This is a genomic window from Runella aurantiaca, from assembly GCF_003339505.1.
GTDB lineage: Bacteria > Bacteroidota > Bacteroidia > Cytophagales > Spirosomataceae > Runella > Runella aurantiaca.
Genome location: NZ_QPIW01000024.1, coordinates 34259 through 48193, shown reverse-complemented (window position 1 = coordinate 48193; position 13935 = coordinate 34259). Strand labels below are relative to the sequence as shown.

12 protein-coding genes are annotated in these 13935 nt (G+C 39.3%); 2 read left to right on the top strand and 10 right to left on the bottom strand.

Translation table 11 applies throughout. The features are described from left to right. Positions 1-14: 14 nt before the first annotated feature. The 10 genes from DVG78_RS22445 to DVG78_RS29930 form a co-directional block, all read right to left on the bottom strand. Entirely contained in the window at positions 15-926 is a 912-nt protein-coding gene (locus DVG78_RS22445; RefSeq protein ID WP_114463276.1) for a glycosyltransferase family 2 protein, read from the bottom strand. Beyond that, entirely contained in the window at positions 895-2022 is a 1128-nt protein-coding gene (locus DVG78_RS22440) for a DegT/DnrJ/EryC1/StrS family aminotransferase (protein ID WP_114463275.1), read from the bottom strand. Before DVG78_RS22440 ends, DVG78_RS22445 begins: the two co-directional genes overlap by 32 nt. Further along, the gene (locus DVG78_RS22435; protein ID WP_114463274.1) at positions 2019-2384 is read right to left on the bottom strand and encodes a sugar 3,4-ketoisomerase; all 366 of its coding nucleotides are present in this window, start codon (positions 2382-2384) and stop codon (positions 2019-2021) included. Before DVG78_RS22435 ends, DVG78_RS22440 begins: the two co-directional genes overlap by 4 nt. 304 nt (positions 2385-2688) lie before the next feature. After that, positions 2689-3714 (bottom strand): glutamine synthetase beta-grasp domain-containing protein, encoded by a 1026-nt coding sequence (locus DVG78_RS22430; protein WP_114463273.1) that lies wholly within the window; start codon positions 3712-3714, stop codon positions 2689-2691. Positions 3715-4291: 577 nt separating this feature from the next. Beyond that, positions 4292-5932, bottom strand: coding sequence for an ABC-F family ATP-binding cassette domain-containing protein (locus DVG78_RS22425; protein WP_114463272.1), 1641 nt, complete (start codon positions 5930-5932; stop codon positions 4292-4294). A 69-nt stretch (positions 5933-6001) separates the two neighbouring features. After that, positions 6002-6676: a peptidoglycan-binding domain-containing protein gene (locus DVG78_RS22420; protein WP_114463271.1), complete on the bottom strand. Its 675-nt coding sequence runs from the start codon at positions 6674-6676 to the stop codon at positions 6002-6004. A 108-nt stretch (positions 6677-6784) separates the two neighbouring features. Beyond that, positions 6785-7315, bottom strand: a complete 531-nt coding sequence (locus DVG78_RS22415; RefSeq protein ID WP_114463270.1) for a hypothetical protein — start codon at positions 7313-7315, stop codon at positions 6785-6787. 4 nt (positions 7316-7319) lie between these two features. Then, positions 7320-9758, bottom strand: a complete 2439-nt coding sequence (locus DVG78_RS22410; protein ID WP_114463269.1) for a hypothetical protein — start codon at positions 9756-9758, stop codon at positions 7320-7322. Beyond that, positions 9755-11056, bottom strand: a complete 1302-nt coding sequence (locus DVG78_RS22405) for a M48 family metalloprotease (protein ID WP_147277147.1) — start codon at positions 11054-11056, stop codon at positions 9755-9757. The genes DVG78_RS22410 and DVG78_RS22405 overlap by 4 nt, the downstream gene beginning before the upstream one ends. Before the next feature lie 65 nt (positions 11057-11121). After that, positions 11122-11349 carry a hypothetical protein gene (locus DVG78_RS29930; protein ID WP_147277146.1) on the bottom strand — a complete coding sequence of 76 codons (228 nt, stop codon included), beginning with the start codon at positions 11347-11349 and terminating at the stop codon, positions 11122-11124. A gap of 276 nt (positions 11350-11625) precedes the next feature. Between DVG78_RS29930 and DVG78_RS22395 the strand changes: the two genes are divergently transcribed. Then, on the top strand, positions 11626-12348 hold the full coding sequence (locus tag DVG78_RS22395; RefSeq protein WP_114463266.1) for a hypothetical protein: 723 nt from the start codon (positions 11626-11628) through the stop codon (positions 12346-12348). 624 nt (positions 12349-12972) lie between these two features. Then, positions 12973-13770 (top strand): sensor histidine kinase, encoded by a 798-nt coding sequence (locus DVG78_RS22385; protein ID WP_114463264.1) that lies wholly within the window; start codon positions 12973-12975, stop codon positions 13768-13770. Positions 13771-13935: the final 165 nt, after the last annotated feature.

The window sequence follows — 13935 nt, the reverse complement described above, 5'->3', positions numbered from 1 at the left end:
GTTTTTGGCATTCATTATTTAGAAACACTTTTCTCGATATACTGCGGGAGTCCGCTTTGATCCATGTAAATCCGGCCAATGTACTCTCCCACCACCCCCAAAGCCGTCAAAATCATTCCACTGAAAAAAATCAGTAAAATAAGGGCAGAATTAAGGATAAAAAGCTGCGCACGAAACGCATAAAGTATTAAATCAACAAAAGCCGAAACACATGACAGTCCCATAAACAATAAACCCGCCGCTGTGAGTAACCGCAAGGGTTTGAGGGAATAACCAAAAAAAATCGTCAGAAACAAAGACGTCAGTTTTCGCAGCGTATAGCCCGACTGCCCATCTTCGCGTTTGTTATGAGATACCTGCACCCGCCCCACGTTGCGCGTTACGCGGAAAATCAATCCGTCAATATAAGGATAAGGTCCTTTGTACTTGATGATTTCTTGCACGACTGGCTTCGAGATAAGTTTGAAGCTCGACAAATACAGGTCCTTGGGTTTTTCCAAAAGCCAAGTGGTAAGGCGATTGACCAGCATACTGCCAAAATTTCGAAACAATGAATGTTGTTTTTGACCGTAAAACGAAAAAACCACATCGTATTGATGGTCTTGGGCCGTGGTCATTAACTTCAGAATTTCGGAAGGAGGATTCTGAAAATCATCATCAATCATTACGCAGTAATCTCCCGAAGCATGGTTTAGCCCACACATAACCGCATTGAACTCCCCAAAGTTTCGACGAAGCGAGATGAACTTAACCTGCTCAAAACGGCGCGCCAACTCTGTACAGACCCTTTCGGAGTCGTCGCGGCTACAATCATTGACCAAAATGATTTCGAGGGTACTTTTATCCAACGTTTCCAGTACATGTTCAACAAGCCTGCCGATGGTCCGGGCACTATTATACACCGGAATAATAACCGACAGCAGCATGAGATTGAAGGACTGATTGATTGATGGTTTGAACAATATACGCAGCCTCTTCGTTGGTCAGCGCAGGATGAAGCGGCAGACTCACCACTTCGTTGTGAATTTGCTCCGTAATGGGCAAACTTAAGTGATTATATTCAGCGTAGGCTCTTTGCTTATGAGGCGGAACGGGATAATGAACCGTGGCCTGAATGCCATTGTCCATTAAATAGTCGATAAATTCTTCTCTTTTAGGATGCCTCACCACAAAAAGGTGCCAAGCGTCTTCGTAAAGCGTTTTCACGTTTGGCAGTATTAAATCAGGATTTTTGATTTCCGAAAGGAAATAACGGGCCAATTCTCGACGGCGAATATTTTCGGCATCCAAATACCCCAACTTTACGTTCAAAATCGCCGCTTGCAATTCATCCAACCGACTGTTGGTGCCTACGTGGTCGTTGTAATACTTGATGGTAGAGCCATAATTGCGCAGACTTGAGATTTTACGCGCCAATTCGGCATTATTTGTGGTTACGGCGCCAGCATCTCCCAAAGCGCCCAAATTTTTGGTTGGATAAAAACTAAATGCCGCAGCATCCGACAAATTACCCGCTTTCAGTCCTGCATAAGTCGCTCCATGCGCTTGGGCCGCATCCTCAATAATTTTTAAGTCATAGGTTTGAGCAAGCTCCCAAATGGGTTTCATCGTACAGCATTTTCCGTACAGATGCACGGCTAGAATAGCCTTGGTTTTCGGGGTAATTTTTCGCTCAATTTTTTTCGGATCAATATTATACGTTTTGGGGTCAGGCTCTACCCAAACTGGTTTCAAGCCCAAACTCGTTACTGAAAGTATAGAAGCAATGTAGGTATTGGCTGGTACAATCACCTCACTTCCTTCGGGAAAATCGAAGGCTTTAAATATCAATTCCAAGGCATTGAGGCCATTAGCAACCCCAATACAATGCGAAACACCGCAATAAGCAGCCCAACTTTGCTCAAAAGAAGCGACCTCTCTACCCAACACATACCATCCCGACTCCGCCACTCTTTGCATAGCTTCGGCAATTTCAGCCTGATACGGCCGATTGATTTGCTTTAGGTCTAGGTGAGGTATCATGGTTTTTGGTATACGTAGTCTTCTTTATCGTAGTATTCGTTAGACAAAACCAGCAGGATGGCATCAGACGAAAACTCATCCATTATATGCCAATCTCCCGGCTCAATAATTAAACATTGGGCGGGATGATTTAAATAAAAAGTCTGCTCACCGTCCTTTGATGTAACAACAATTCGGCAACTGCCTGCTACTGGAATAAGGGCATTCCATGTTTTTTTATGTCCGTGTTTGGCCCTCTGTTCCTCTGGAGGAACTCCGTAGATATAAAAGGCTCTTTTAATGTCACCAGGAAGAATTTTTTCAAAAACGGTAAGCTTTCCATTGGGGTCACCAAAGGTACTTAATTCAATCAGTTGGGGCATATAGGGTAAGATAAACGCTGTTAGAAACGCAAAAAATTAAAATTTTCCTTAAAGAAAAGAAAAAAAAACAAGTTTTTCCCCCTATTTTCAGCGGTTTTAAAGAAAATAAAATTTACCGATTGAGCCACAAGAAAATTTTTAATCAAAATTTAATATATAAAATAAGTAATTGTACGTATCCAATTTTATACCAAAACGATAAAAGAATCGATAAAAGCCAAAAAAACATACCATTAAAGCCAAGTACTTTTCAACAAAAAACCCCGCCAAAGACGGGGTTTTTTAGTGCTATGTATTCCAAAAATCAGATTTTCACGCCTTTAACGGTCTTGATAATGCGAGCCGCTACTTTATAAGGATCGGCAGCCGAGTTTGGACGACGATCTTCTAACCATCCCTTCCAGCCTTTTTGAACTGCGGCGATAGGGATACGAATAGAGGCTCCACGGTCAGAGATACCGTAAGAGAATTGGTCAATTGATTGTGTTTCGTGCTTACCAGTCAAACGCAAGTGGTTATCAGCACCATACACGGCAATGTGTTCAGCAACTACTGGAGCAAATGCTTCACAAATCTTGTCGTACGTTTCTTTGTTACCAGCAGTACGCAAAGCTGTATTTGAGAAGTTGGCGTGCATTCCCGAACCGTTCCAATCGGTAGCTCCGAGTGGCTTGCAGTGCAAGTTAATGCCTACTCCATATTTCTCACCGATGCGCTCCAACAAGTAGCGAGCAACCCAGATTTGGTCACCAGCTTCTTTAGCACCTTTTGCAAAAATTTGGTATTCCCACTGACCAGCGGCTACTTCGGCGTTGATACCTTCAACGTTCAAGCCAGCTTGCAATGTATATTCAAGGTGTTCTTCGATAATATCGCGTCCAAAAGCATTTTTTGCGCCTACTGAGCAGTAGTAAGGTCCTTGAGGCGCTGGATAGCCATTGGCTGGGAATCCAAGGGGCTTGTCAGTTTCAAGGTTCCAAAGGAAATATTCCTGCTCAAAACCAAACCAAAAATCATTGTCATCATCTTCAATCGTGGCGCGGCCGTTAGACTCGTGAGGAGTACCGTCAGCGTTAAGCACTTCGCACATTACTAGGTAAGCGGGTGTTCCTAATTTAGAACGCTCAGGATCTGGGCAAATAAACACAGGCTTCAACAAACAGTCAGACGAACCGCCTGATGCCTGCTCTGTAGAAGAACCGTCAAACGACCACATACCGCATTCCTCTAATTTACCGGTGAAATCAGACTCAATTTTGGTTTTACTACGCAAACTTTGGGTGGGCTTGTAGCCGTCCAACCAGATGTACTCTAATTTAGCCTTTGCCATTGACATGTATGATTTTAGGTGGTTGAATAATTCACTTGGTGTTGTTGTACTTTTTACGGATTCAAAATTAATGTGTTTTTATTAAATCACCAAATAAAATTTTATATTTTTTAACATTGACCATCTTTTATGGAAGAAAACGGCCACAAATTACACTAACAAGGTAAATAATTGTACAAAAACAAGATAGATCCAATTTTACCAACTTTTGCAACAAAGATGTAAAATATGGAGAAAGTAAGATTAAAAACAATACTCATAAAAGAATATTTATAAAGAAATGACAAATGTTAGAAATAGCAAAAACCCATCAAAATTGCGCTAAAATAGGATTTATCCCTCTTTTAAAATGAATTTCATCCTCTTATAAATCCTAAAAACAACCTACTTTTTAGATAAAAGCACTTTTATTCTGTTGTTTATTATCATGTAGACCACTCATGAAGTTCATTGTGATTGTAGACAGTATTAGCGGCTTCTCTGTTTCGAAAAACACAACATTGACCAAAGAAAAACCCCGTATTTCTCAGAAAAAGAAATACGGGGCTAAGTAGTCAGAAAAATTACTATCTACATACTATTTGTCTTTGCGCTCTATCTCCCGCAGGTTTTCCATTTTCTTGTTACGCAAAAAACCGTTGATGTCTTCCAAGTGTTCTTTCACACGTTTGTTTCCAAACTCAAACACCTTCTCCGCCAATCCGTCCAAGAAATCACGATCGTGCGAAATCAGAATGATGGTTCCTTCAAAAGCCTTCAGGGCATCTTTCAGAATATCTTTCGTTTTGAGGTCGAGGTGGTTGGTAGGCTCATCTAATATCAAGAGATTGACGGGTTCGAGCAATAGTTTAATCATGGCCAAACGAGTACGCTCTCCACCCGACAGCACATTCACTTTCTTATTAATACTCTCGCCGCTAAACATAAACGCCCCCAAAAGGTCTTTGATTTTGGTGCGAATATCACCCACGGCAATGTTATCAATCGTCTGAAACACCGTCAAATCTCCATCCAACAAAGCGGCCTGATTCTGCGCAAAATAACCAATCATGGAATTGTGTCCGAGTTTCATTTCACCTTCGTACTCAATCTCGCCCATGATGGCCTTAACGAGCGTAGATTTACCTTCACCGTTTTTGCCCACAAAAGCCACTTTCTGGCCGCGCTCAATGGTCATACTTGCGTCTTTGAAGACCAAATAGTCGCCGTAGCTTTTGCTAAGTTGCTCCACAATCACAGGATAATTGCCCGAGCGTGGCGCGGGCGGAAATTTAAGGTTCAGCGCCGACGTATCCACTTCATCCACTTCCACAATGTCAAGTTTCTCCAGCATTTTCACCCGCGACTGCACCTGTAAGGTTTTTGAGTACGTTCCTTTGAAACGCTCAATAAACTCGGTAGTTTCGGCAATCATTTTCTGCTGGTCGTTAAACTGCTTTTGTTGCTGTTCGTGGCGCTCTTTGCGGAGTTGGAGGTACTGCGAGTAGTTTACCTTATAATCATAGATGCGCCCCATCGTGATTTCGATGGTACGATTGGTGATATTGTCCACAAATGCCCGGTCGTGCGAAATAACAATGACAGCCTTGGCGGTATTAACCAAAAACTCTTCCAACCACTGAATCGACTCAATATCAAGGTGGTTGGTGGGCTCATCCAACAAAATCAAATCGGGCGTCTGCAACAGAATCTTGGCCAGCTCGATCCGCATACGCCAGCCACCACTGAACTCATTGGTTTTACGGTCAAAATCCGAACGCAGAAAGCCCAGCCCTAAAAGCGTCTTTTCGATTTCAGCATCGTAATTGACTTCTTCGGTCGAATAGTACTTCTCGCTCAACTCCGACACCCGCTCAATGATGGTCATGTACGCATCCGATTCATAGTCGGTACGCGTTTCTAACTGATGATTCAGCTCATCCAATTCGGTTTTCATTCCCAACACTTCGGCAAATGCCTTGGCGGTTTCTTCAAAAACAGTTGAATCATCCTGAGTCAGCAAATGCTGCGGCAAGTAGGCAATCACGGCATCGTTGGGAGCGGAGATTTTGCCGCGCGTGGGCTTGTCGGCTCCCGCGATGATTTTGAGCAGGGTCGATTTCCCAGCTCCATTTTTACCCATCAGGGCGATTCTATCTTTTTCGTTGATGTTGAAGGTTACATCACTAAACAAAGCTCGTCCACCGAACTCCACTGTTACGTTATCTACTGAAATCATTCCTTATAGTAATAATAAGGCGCAAAGATAAGGGGAATGGGTGGAAAGTCTACACGGTAACGGGCGGAGCTAAATTAGCTTTAAAGATTTTAATGTTTGTTTACCCATGATTCCATCTGTGATAAGTCCTTTTGTAAGTTGATAATTATAAATTGCAATTTCCATGTTCTTATCGTACTTATCATTCATATCACCAGGGTCAATACCAAAGTTTTTTAAAGCTTGTTTGGCTAATAAAACAATAGGGTCTGTCATTATTGGAACAGTAACTTTAAAATTAACCGCAGGAATTGTGTAAGGTTCTGTCCCCTGCGTTTCATCATACAGAATACCATTTACTAGTAGAGCAACATCCCAATGACGTAGATTTATTTTACCTCTGGTTACCCCATGGTTTTTATCCATTGCCTCAATGGTCTTCCCATTGCCGTCTGAAAATACAATGTGCCCTATGGCACTGTTAGGAAATCTAAGTAGTACAGCACCTTTTACTTTTTTTGCTTGCTCAATGGATATTGTTCTACATTTAGTTGCTATATCTTCCTTCCAATATCCTGTATAAGCATCATTGTTGCGCATACCGACTTTGATACCTGAAACTTGGTAAACACACCATGAAACAAATTCGGCACAATCCCATGGACCTGTATAATTGGCATTGTCTTTAGGGGCAACAGCTCCTAAAATATACTTTTCGCCAAGATGTTTTGCGGCTAATTCAATCATTTCGTCACCCGTTGCCATTTCTGTAAGTAATTTAGTTGTCCCTACTCTCTGTATTAAGGTGCTTTTTCGGGTTAATCCACCTAATTTTAAACTAAACTTTTCATCATAAAACCGCTGATTTGGTCGTTATGGGCACTTTTCTCCTAAGATATCTCTTACAATGTAGCCAATTTGGTAAGGGACAGTTTTTGCGCGGCGCCAAGTGCGCCTTTTAGGATGACTAAATCCCAGTACGTGGCAATATTCATGTATCAAATGAGCGGCATAACATTGGGCAGAATGTTCCAAAATATAGTTTTTTTGTGTGGCAATTATTTTACCAGTTGTATGGCCTATTTCATTTCGAAAAGTTGTATCAACTTTCAAGCTGAGGTTAATAATCTGGTCTGGAATCGTGCCTAATTCTTCTCCGTTCAAGATTTTGTCTAATACTCCATTGGAACTGAGGCCATTTCTTCGGAGTAGCTTTTTGGTTAAAACTAAATTTGCGAATTCGTTTGTATTGATAGTTTTTTCAAATAAGCCAACGGCTTCATTTAACTTTTTTTGAAGTTCAGGGGTATCAAAGCCCATCTTTTGGTCTATCCGAACTTTGGTTTGAGTAAAGCTACTTAATGCCAGTATCATTAAAAAAGCAGAAAAAATGAGTGTTTTCATAAACCTATTTTCTTTTAGATTTAACAATGCTGAAAAGCGGTATATCGTAAGCAACTCGCAGTTGCCAACGATGTGCATTACTTAGAACTTCGGATGTAGCATCCTTATCCAACTTTCTAAGTTGCGGAGCATATTGATAGCCTGCGCTCAAGGTAATCGGTGTATTAGGGAAGCCCCAACCTAATGATAAACCCGGAGAAAGAAACTGCTTAAAATTGAACTCATCGGGGAGCGTATTGGCGTTGGTATTGAGGCGATAACTAAGCAATGCGCCTAAATCAATGATACTGGCAAATAAACTTAGCGAAGAAGCTTTTAAAAATTTAAAACTAATATCTATACCTATTGGAAGGGTAAGGCCAAAAGTACTTTTGCACTCACTTTTTCCGGCAGTATCTACTAGCTTTTCTCGACCTACATATAGCCCCGGCATTCCCCCTATAGTAAGCGTAAAAGGATGATTGCGTTTGTCTATATACGAAGAAGGCGGATTAACGTAGCGTTTTACAACAGCCTTTACATCTTCGCTGGTTTTGGCATTTACCGCAGCCGACATAAATCCTGACCACTTGTCTATTTGTTGAATAAGTGGAATGGCTTTGCTGTTTTGGGCTATATTGACTAGCGTAGAGTCGATTTTGATATAAATATTTTTTGATTCTAAGCCTGTTTTTATGGTGGTTGTAAGCGATGTTATTAATGCCTCATTTAAAGTTTCTCCTCTTCTTGCTACAAGTGCATCGTTTACCAGTTTTGTAATTTCTTGTTGCCATTTGCTTGTAAAATCCTTTTTAGCAAAAGCATCTATTTCGGCGGTCAATGTGTTAATAAATGCGTCGTTGTTGGAAGTATATAGACTCTTATTTAGGCGTTCATCAATATACTGATTGTATTTTGTGAAAGCTGGAATGGATTTGTTACGGTTATTAAAAAGATGATAAAGTTCTTTTTCATTAGAATCATAACTACCCAACAATGGTCCAAACGGGCTATCTATAATCTTTCGGTAAGCATTGGCATTATTGAGAGGGTCTGTTGTAGCATCAAGTTTAGCTATTACTCCTTTGACTAAATTTATTACTGGTATCCCTACGACATCCGAACCACTATTATTTTTTGTCAACAATTTTATTATGTTACCAATTTGAGCAGGTAGATTACCATAATTTTTGGTTCGGATAGCGTTGTAAGTTAAGAAAACCTCATTTGATAGGCTAATGTAATGTTCTGCACGCCCTTGATTTTCTTGAGTAAGCGCCAATTTTACCAAGTCACCTGTGAGTTTCATCAAAGGCAAGAAGTTTTGCTCTTCAAAAAGGGTTTTGTTCTTGAGTTTAATGAATTCATCTATTTTCACAAGAGTAGAGAGTAAATCTGTAAGTTTACATTTGGATTTTAAATCATTAAAAGTGCTACTTGAAGATATACGAATTGGGTTAAGTGTATTATTAAAAAAAGAAGAATCCTCGTTCATCAAAAGCGCCAAAAAATATTGTTGCTTTTTAGACGTATTAAGCTGTGATAGTTTTTCAAAATTAATCCATACGTTCGGAAATTGTCCATTTACTTTAGCGGTCGTGTCGCGCAGGTTACGTTGGAGAATATTGAGTAAATGAAACGATTTGCCCAACTCTGTTAAGGTAGTACCGCCATCATCATAGTATTTTGCATCCAGATAACCGATTATGTCTGCGGGGTGTACACCATCGATGAGTTTTTGGGCAATCTCGGCAGAGAGCTTGAAGTGTTGATATTCCCTTTTGTTTTTTAATGTATTACAAAACGCAGGATTTAATAATGCAAATACTTGATTGGTTTTTAGCTGGAATGATTCTGGACTCTCGACATGGCTGATGAGGTGTTCTAACGAAGATGATAAATCTTCGTTAAATACCAATTTAAGTTCATTGCCTATTTCTTTGTAGCGTATAGGGTCAAAAGTACGCAGTTTCTCATAAGTAGCGGGGAACAAGATTTCGAGTTCGGCGGTTTTCCCAATCGATTTTTCAAAAGTATTCAGGTACGTTTGCATATACCCTCTCCGAAACTCATCAGCAAAATAGATGGTGAGTCCATACAACAAGGTATCTACTTGGGCGGTTGATAAGCGCGAGAAGTTGAGTAATGGTGCCGCCAAACTCAGGATAGAAGCCCCTGCGAATTGATTTTCATAATCTCTGACGGCCAATCCTATGGCTCTTTGTTTTTGAAGAATAGCCCGCACTCGTGCAAAATCGGGTTTGGGCTTATTGAATGGGTCATTTTTAAAAAGTTGACATTCCTCAAGAACTTTTTTTTCTCCAGGGGTTAGACCATCATCATTTTGTGAGTTCAGATCCTCATCATTCAAATTTGCGCAAAACAGGGCGTCGTAATAGGCATTTTGGGCAATGCCTTGGTTCAATATGCCCAGTAAAGCAATGATAACATACAGGTTTTTCATGGGTTTATAATTTTTCGTTTTTGTAGAAAAAGCTTGTTTTGAATGGCTTTGGCAGCGATTGTTTCTGTCCATAAGTTGCAGTACTGATCAATGTAGTACGTGCTTCTATCTACCATAAATTGATATAAAAAAGGCCAAGAGGCTGGTGTAGCCGATATAGCCACTATGGAATCTTTATATGCTACACTTTTTTCATTTTTATCAAATTTATTTTCATCAAATGTTATCTTTATCCCCCCCTTCAATGTATAAGAATACACACCTGCATCACTCTTGTCTTTTCCATACGGTCTGAGTAAATCGTCATTCATTATAGCATTTGGATTGTCCAGATAGAGTAAGTTGTAGATGGTTTCATTTTTTAATTCTACGTTCTTACTCGTTTCATATTTTTGAGTAATTGTAGTTGATTCAGTCTCATAAGAGGTTAATAAATTTGTCTTTGCTATTTGTAGGCTATCACGCTTTTTACTCAATACTTGTCTAATACTTGCTACATTTAGCACATTTACTGTGTCAAGTTTTTGTAATGAATCTAACTGTTTTTCTATTTTTAGATTGTCATCTTTATACTTGCTAGCAAGATTTGTAATCTCCTCGTTTTTATTTTTCTCTATATTCCTAAACTTTGTTTGTAATGATTCTCGTATTGCATCCAGATTCTTGTTTTTTTGATAATCGAAAATTACTTCCCCTGTTAAGAATCCTTTTTGCACCAAAAAAATACGAGCTTCTTTAGACAAGTGTTTTTTATCCACTGGGTGGTCGGGAAGTATAGAAAGTGCGCCTGTCAATCTTTGTTCTTGAATAGATTCATTTTGACTACTTGTGCCTAATTCATATAAAATTCGACCTGCAATCAAATCAGCATCTCGTTCTTTGACAATGTCTCCTCTTTCAAAAACATGTCCCAAAAAATGATGCGCCCACTCGTGTGCTAAGATACCTTCGAGTTGATATTGGGTCTTGGTGCTGTCTTTTTTCCATTCATTCAAAAAATAACGGTAGTTGAGCAGAATATATCTTTTGTTTCGCCGCCGATCAAAGTGGGCAAAGGCAATACCCACTGGCACATCTCTTAAAATCACTTTTGAAAGTGATAATTCAACCCCCGAAAATGTCATTTCTTTGTATATTGACACTACTTTTTGGGAAAAACTCTTCAAATCCAATGGCTTAGGTTGGGGATTAGGTACAGCTGTTTGAGCCAATAAAATATTCGGACTAATCATGAACAAGCTTATTGATAGATAGCGCAGTAGCCAAGGTCTAAAAAGCGAATTTTGTGATGCTTTCATATAAAGTGGTTTTTAGGAAAGTTAAGCCCGTGTAGGTGATATGTAAGTTGGCCTATCTTTTCGTCTCATGACCCCGAAGAAACTCGTATTGCGTACCAACCCTTTACATAGAAATCATTCCAAAGTGATTCATTATCGGTTGTAGAAAGCATTTGGGCAATACTATTACGCAATTGACTCGCTCGTACATGGAGCGTTGCGTCTATCCACTCATTAATGGCTGTACAAGCCAATGCCAGTGTAAGATAAACAATGAGGCCAATTAAAACATTAAGCGATGTGAGTATATTCATATAAGGTTGAGGGGTAACAGCGCCATTAATCTAATAAACACCAATAATAAATTCAAAAAAAGTTATCAAACGGCTATTGGATTTTTAATTATGGCAAATTTGGTAGGTTGAGAGCCGCTAATCAATGGGAAATCTCACCTATTTATTACCGTATTTTTCCTGCACAAAAGGGGGGATTTCCCGTACAAAAAGATTTATTCTTAAAATACCTTTGCAACGACATCGGAAACGCGTATTTTCGAACATTAACTTTCAAACACTTAAATTTTTACAAATATGCCCTTACTAGCAACTAAAGAAGAGTTTAGGTTTGACCCTGTGCATATAAAGTATTTCTATCGTTGGCGAGATGCGTACATAAGTAGAAATACCAGATTCAATTTAAAAAATGGGAAAGAAAAAGTAGATTTAAGTGATGAAAATTTATATGTTACTTTCAAAGCCTCTAAAATATGGTCTCTAATTGAGAACGAGACTACAAACGGGAAGTTTTTAACTGTACAATTTATGTGTCAAGGTAATGGTGATATAAACAAAAAATATAACTATTTAAGTGCAGCTATTTGTATCATGGATAATAAGGTCCCTATAACTCCTTTTATACTACCAATTGGCCTGCCACCTAGTTTTACTGCTGATATTGGCAAAAAAAACTATAAAGACAGAAAAGATATTATAAAAAAAACTAGTAATTCATTGGCTATTAGAGAGGAGTTTGAACGGGATGAAGATGGCATAGCCCATGAAATAACTAATGATTTAAGAGCATATTTCTTTGCATTAGGAGATAATAATGTTAAAGTAATTTTTGTTAAAGTACCAGAATTGGAAGATGATATGATTGGAGAAATCTCTTTACCAACTGATAGAAAGGGCAGACTTACTGTAGTATTTGTACAAGATGATTTTGAACCAGATTCAACCCTACCTCTCAACAGACTTAGCGAGTTGGAGCTTGCTTTGTACGACTTTGGTCAAGGTTGTTGCCCACCACAATAATTATGTCTGTATGAATACAGTAAATTATATCTATATGTCAATCCTATCAGGATGTTTTCTGATAGGATTGATGTCCTATAAATCGTTTAGAGTACCTACTAAGATAATGTATCTATATGTTGTCTTAACTTTTGTAACGGAAACATTAGGATATTATTCTCTGTATATAAGTGCAGAAAAAAAGGTAAATTTTCTACTTTATAATATTTATGCACCTTTGAGTTTTTCGATTCTTAGTATTTTCTTTTACAAAATCATTGAAAATGAAAATATTAAAAAAATTCTTTTCATATTGACACCATTAGCTGTATTAATAAGTATTTACTTTGTTTTTGGAAGTTCAAATAGTAAACTCAATTACAGAATTTTGCTATTTTCAATGGTTATATTATCTATGTATTGTATCATATTTTTTAAACAAACCCTAAATACTGAAGAGAACTTCTTTTCAAACCCGCATTTTTGGATAGTTACAGGAATTCTTTTTTTCTATGCAGGATTCTTTTTCCTTTCAGGGTTTATTAACTATATTTCTTCAAAAGACATTATACTCGCCCGTAAGCTACATACAATCAATCACTTACTTAATATTGTCTATTATTCACTCGTAACGTTTGGTTTTATATGTCAGCGGAGATTAATGAAGTTATCATAATAGTACTTGCAGGTACATTCCTGATGTTACTATTGCTGACCTTTATCTTTTCTTTTTTCTTTTTACATCAACGCCGCCAACTTCAAAACATCCAAGAAAAAGCCGCCCTCCACGCTCAATACCAACAGGAAATCCTTCAGTCTCAAATCGAAATTCAGAATCAGACCTTGCAGCACATCAGCGGGGAGTTGCACGATAACATCGGGCAGTTGCTGTCAGTGGCGCGGCTGCAACTGAATATGTTGGAAGAAGAAGAAAAAGCCACCCCCGCGCAAATCCGCGAGGTAAACGACGTCATCGACAAAACCATCCACGAACTACGGGCCCTGAGCAAGAGCCTTGACGGCGATTTTGTCAAGGATTTTGGCCTGATGGAGAGCCTTTCGCACGAGTTGCAACGTATACGCACTATGAGTAAGTACCAAACCGAGATTATTACGGAAGGAGAGCCGTATCGGTTGGAAGGGCAAAAAGAAATTGTACTGTTCCGCGTAGTGCAGGAAATTTTGAACAATACCCTCAAACACGCCGCCGCCAAAAACATCAAAGTAACACTTCAATATGAGCCAACTCAGTTTACCCTCATGGTGCAGGACGATGGAAAAGGCTTTGATTTTGAGAAGCTAAAGAGCCGAGAAATGACCGAATCCGGGGCGGGCCTGCGCAATATTAAACGCCGCACCGAACTCATCGGCGGCAACTGTCAGCTGGAATCTACCCTGGGCATAGGCACTAAAATACGGCTTCAATTGCCCATTGCTTCCTAAAAACCGTAAAAAAACCTTCACAAACGGGAATTCTCCCCTTTCGCTCCCCATTCCATCCTTTTACTTTCGTACTATTCCGATTGTATCGGTCGTTTTATTGGTCATAATGTATCCAAAAAACAGCAGTGAGCATGGAAGAAGGGAAAAAGCTGACACAAACTAAAA

Excerpts from the sequence above, each read along its gene's own strand:
- DVG78_RS22445 (WP_114463276.1), bottom strand. The coding sequence starts at position 926 with ATGCTGCTGTCGGTTATTATTCCGGTGTATAATAGTGCCCGGACCATC.
- DVG78_RS22410 (WP_114463269.1), bottom strand. The coding sequence starts at position 9,758 with ATGAAAAACCTGTATGTTATCATTGCTTTACTGGGCATATTGAACCAA.
- DVG78_RS22395 (WP_114463266.1), top strand. The coding sequence starts at position 11,626 with ATGCCCTTACTAGCAACTAAAGAAGAGTTTAGGTTTGACCCTGTGCAT.
- DVG78_RS29930 (WP_147277146.1), bottom strand. The coding sequence starts at position 11,349 with ATGAATATACTCACATCGCTTAATGTTTTAATTGGCCTCATTGTTTAT.
- DVG78_RS22425 (WP_114463272.1), bottom strand. The coding sequence starts at position 5,932 with ATGATTTCAGTAGATAACGTAACAGTGGAGTTCGGTGGACGAGCTTTG.
- DVG78_RS22435 (WP_114463274.1), bottom strand. The coding sequence starts at position 2,384 with ATGCCCCAACTGATTGAATTAAGTACCTTTGGTGACCCCAATGGAAAG.
- DVG78_RS22430 (WP_114463273.1), bottom strand. The coding sequence starts at position 3,714 with ATGGCAAAGGCTAAATTAGAGTACATCTGGTTGGACGGCTACAAGCCC.
- DVG78_RS22385 (WP_114463264.1), top strand. The coding sequence starts at position 12,973 with ATGTCAGCGGAGATTAATGAAGTTATCATAATAGTACTTGCAGGTACA.
- DVG78_RS22405 (WP_147277147.1), bottom strand. The coding sequence starts at position 11,056 with ATGAAAGCATCACAAAATTCGCTTTTTAGACCTTGGCTACTGCGCTAT.
- DVG78_RS22440 (WP_114463275.1), bottom strand. The coding sequence starts at position 2,022 with ATGATACCTCACCTAGACCTAAAGCAAATCAATCGGCCGTATCAGGCT.
- DVG78_RS22415 (WP_114463270.1), bottom strand. The coding sequence starts at position 7,315 with ATGAAAACACTCATTTTTTCTGCTTTTTTAATGATACTGGCATTAAGT.
- DVG78_RS22420 (WP_114463271.1), bottom strand. The coding sequence starts at position 6,676 with ATGGCAACGGGTGACGAAATGATTGAATTAGCCGCAAAACATCTTGGC.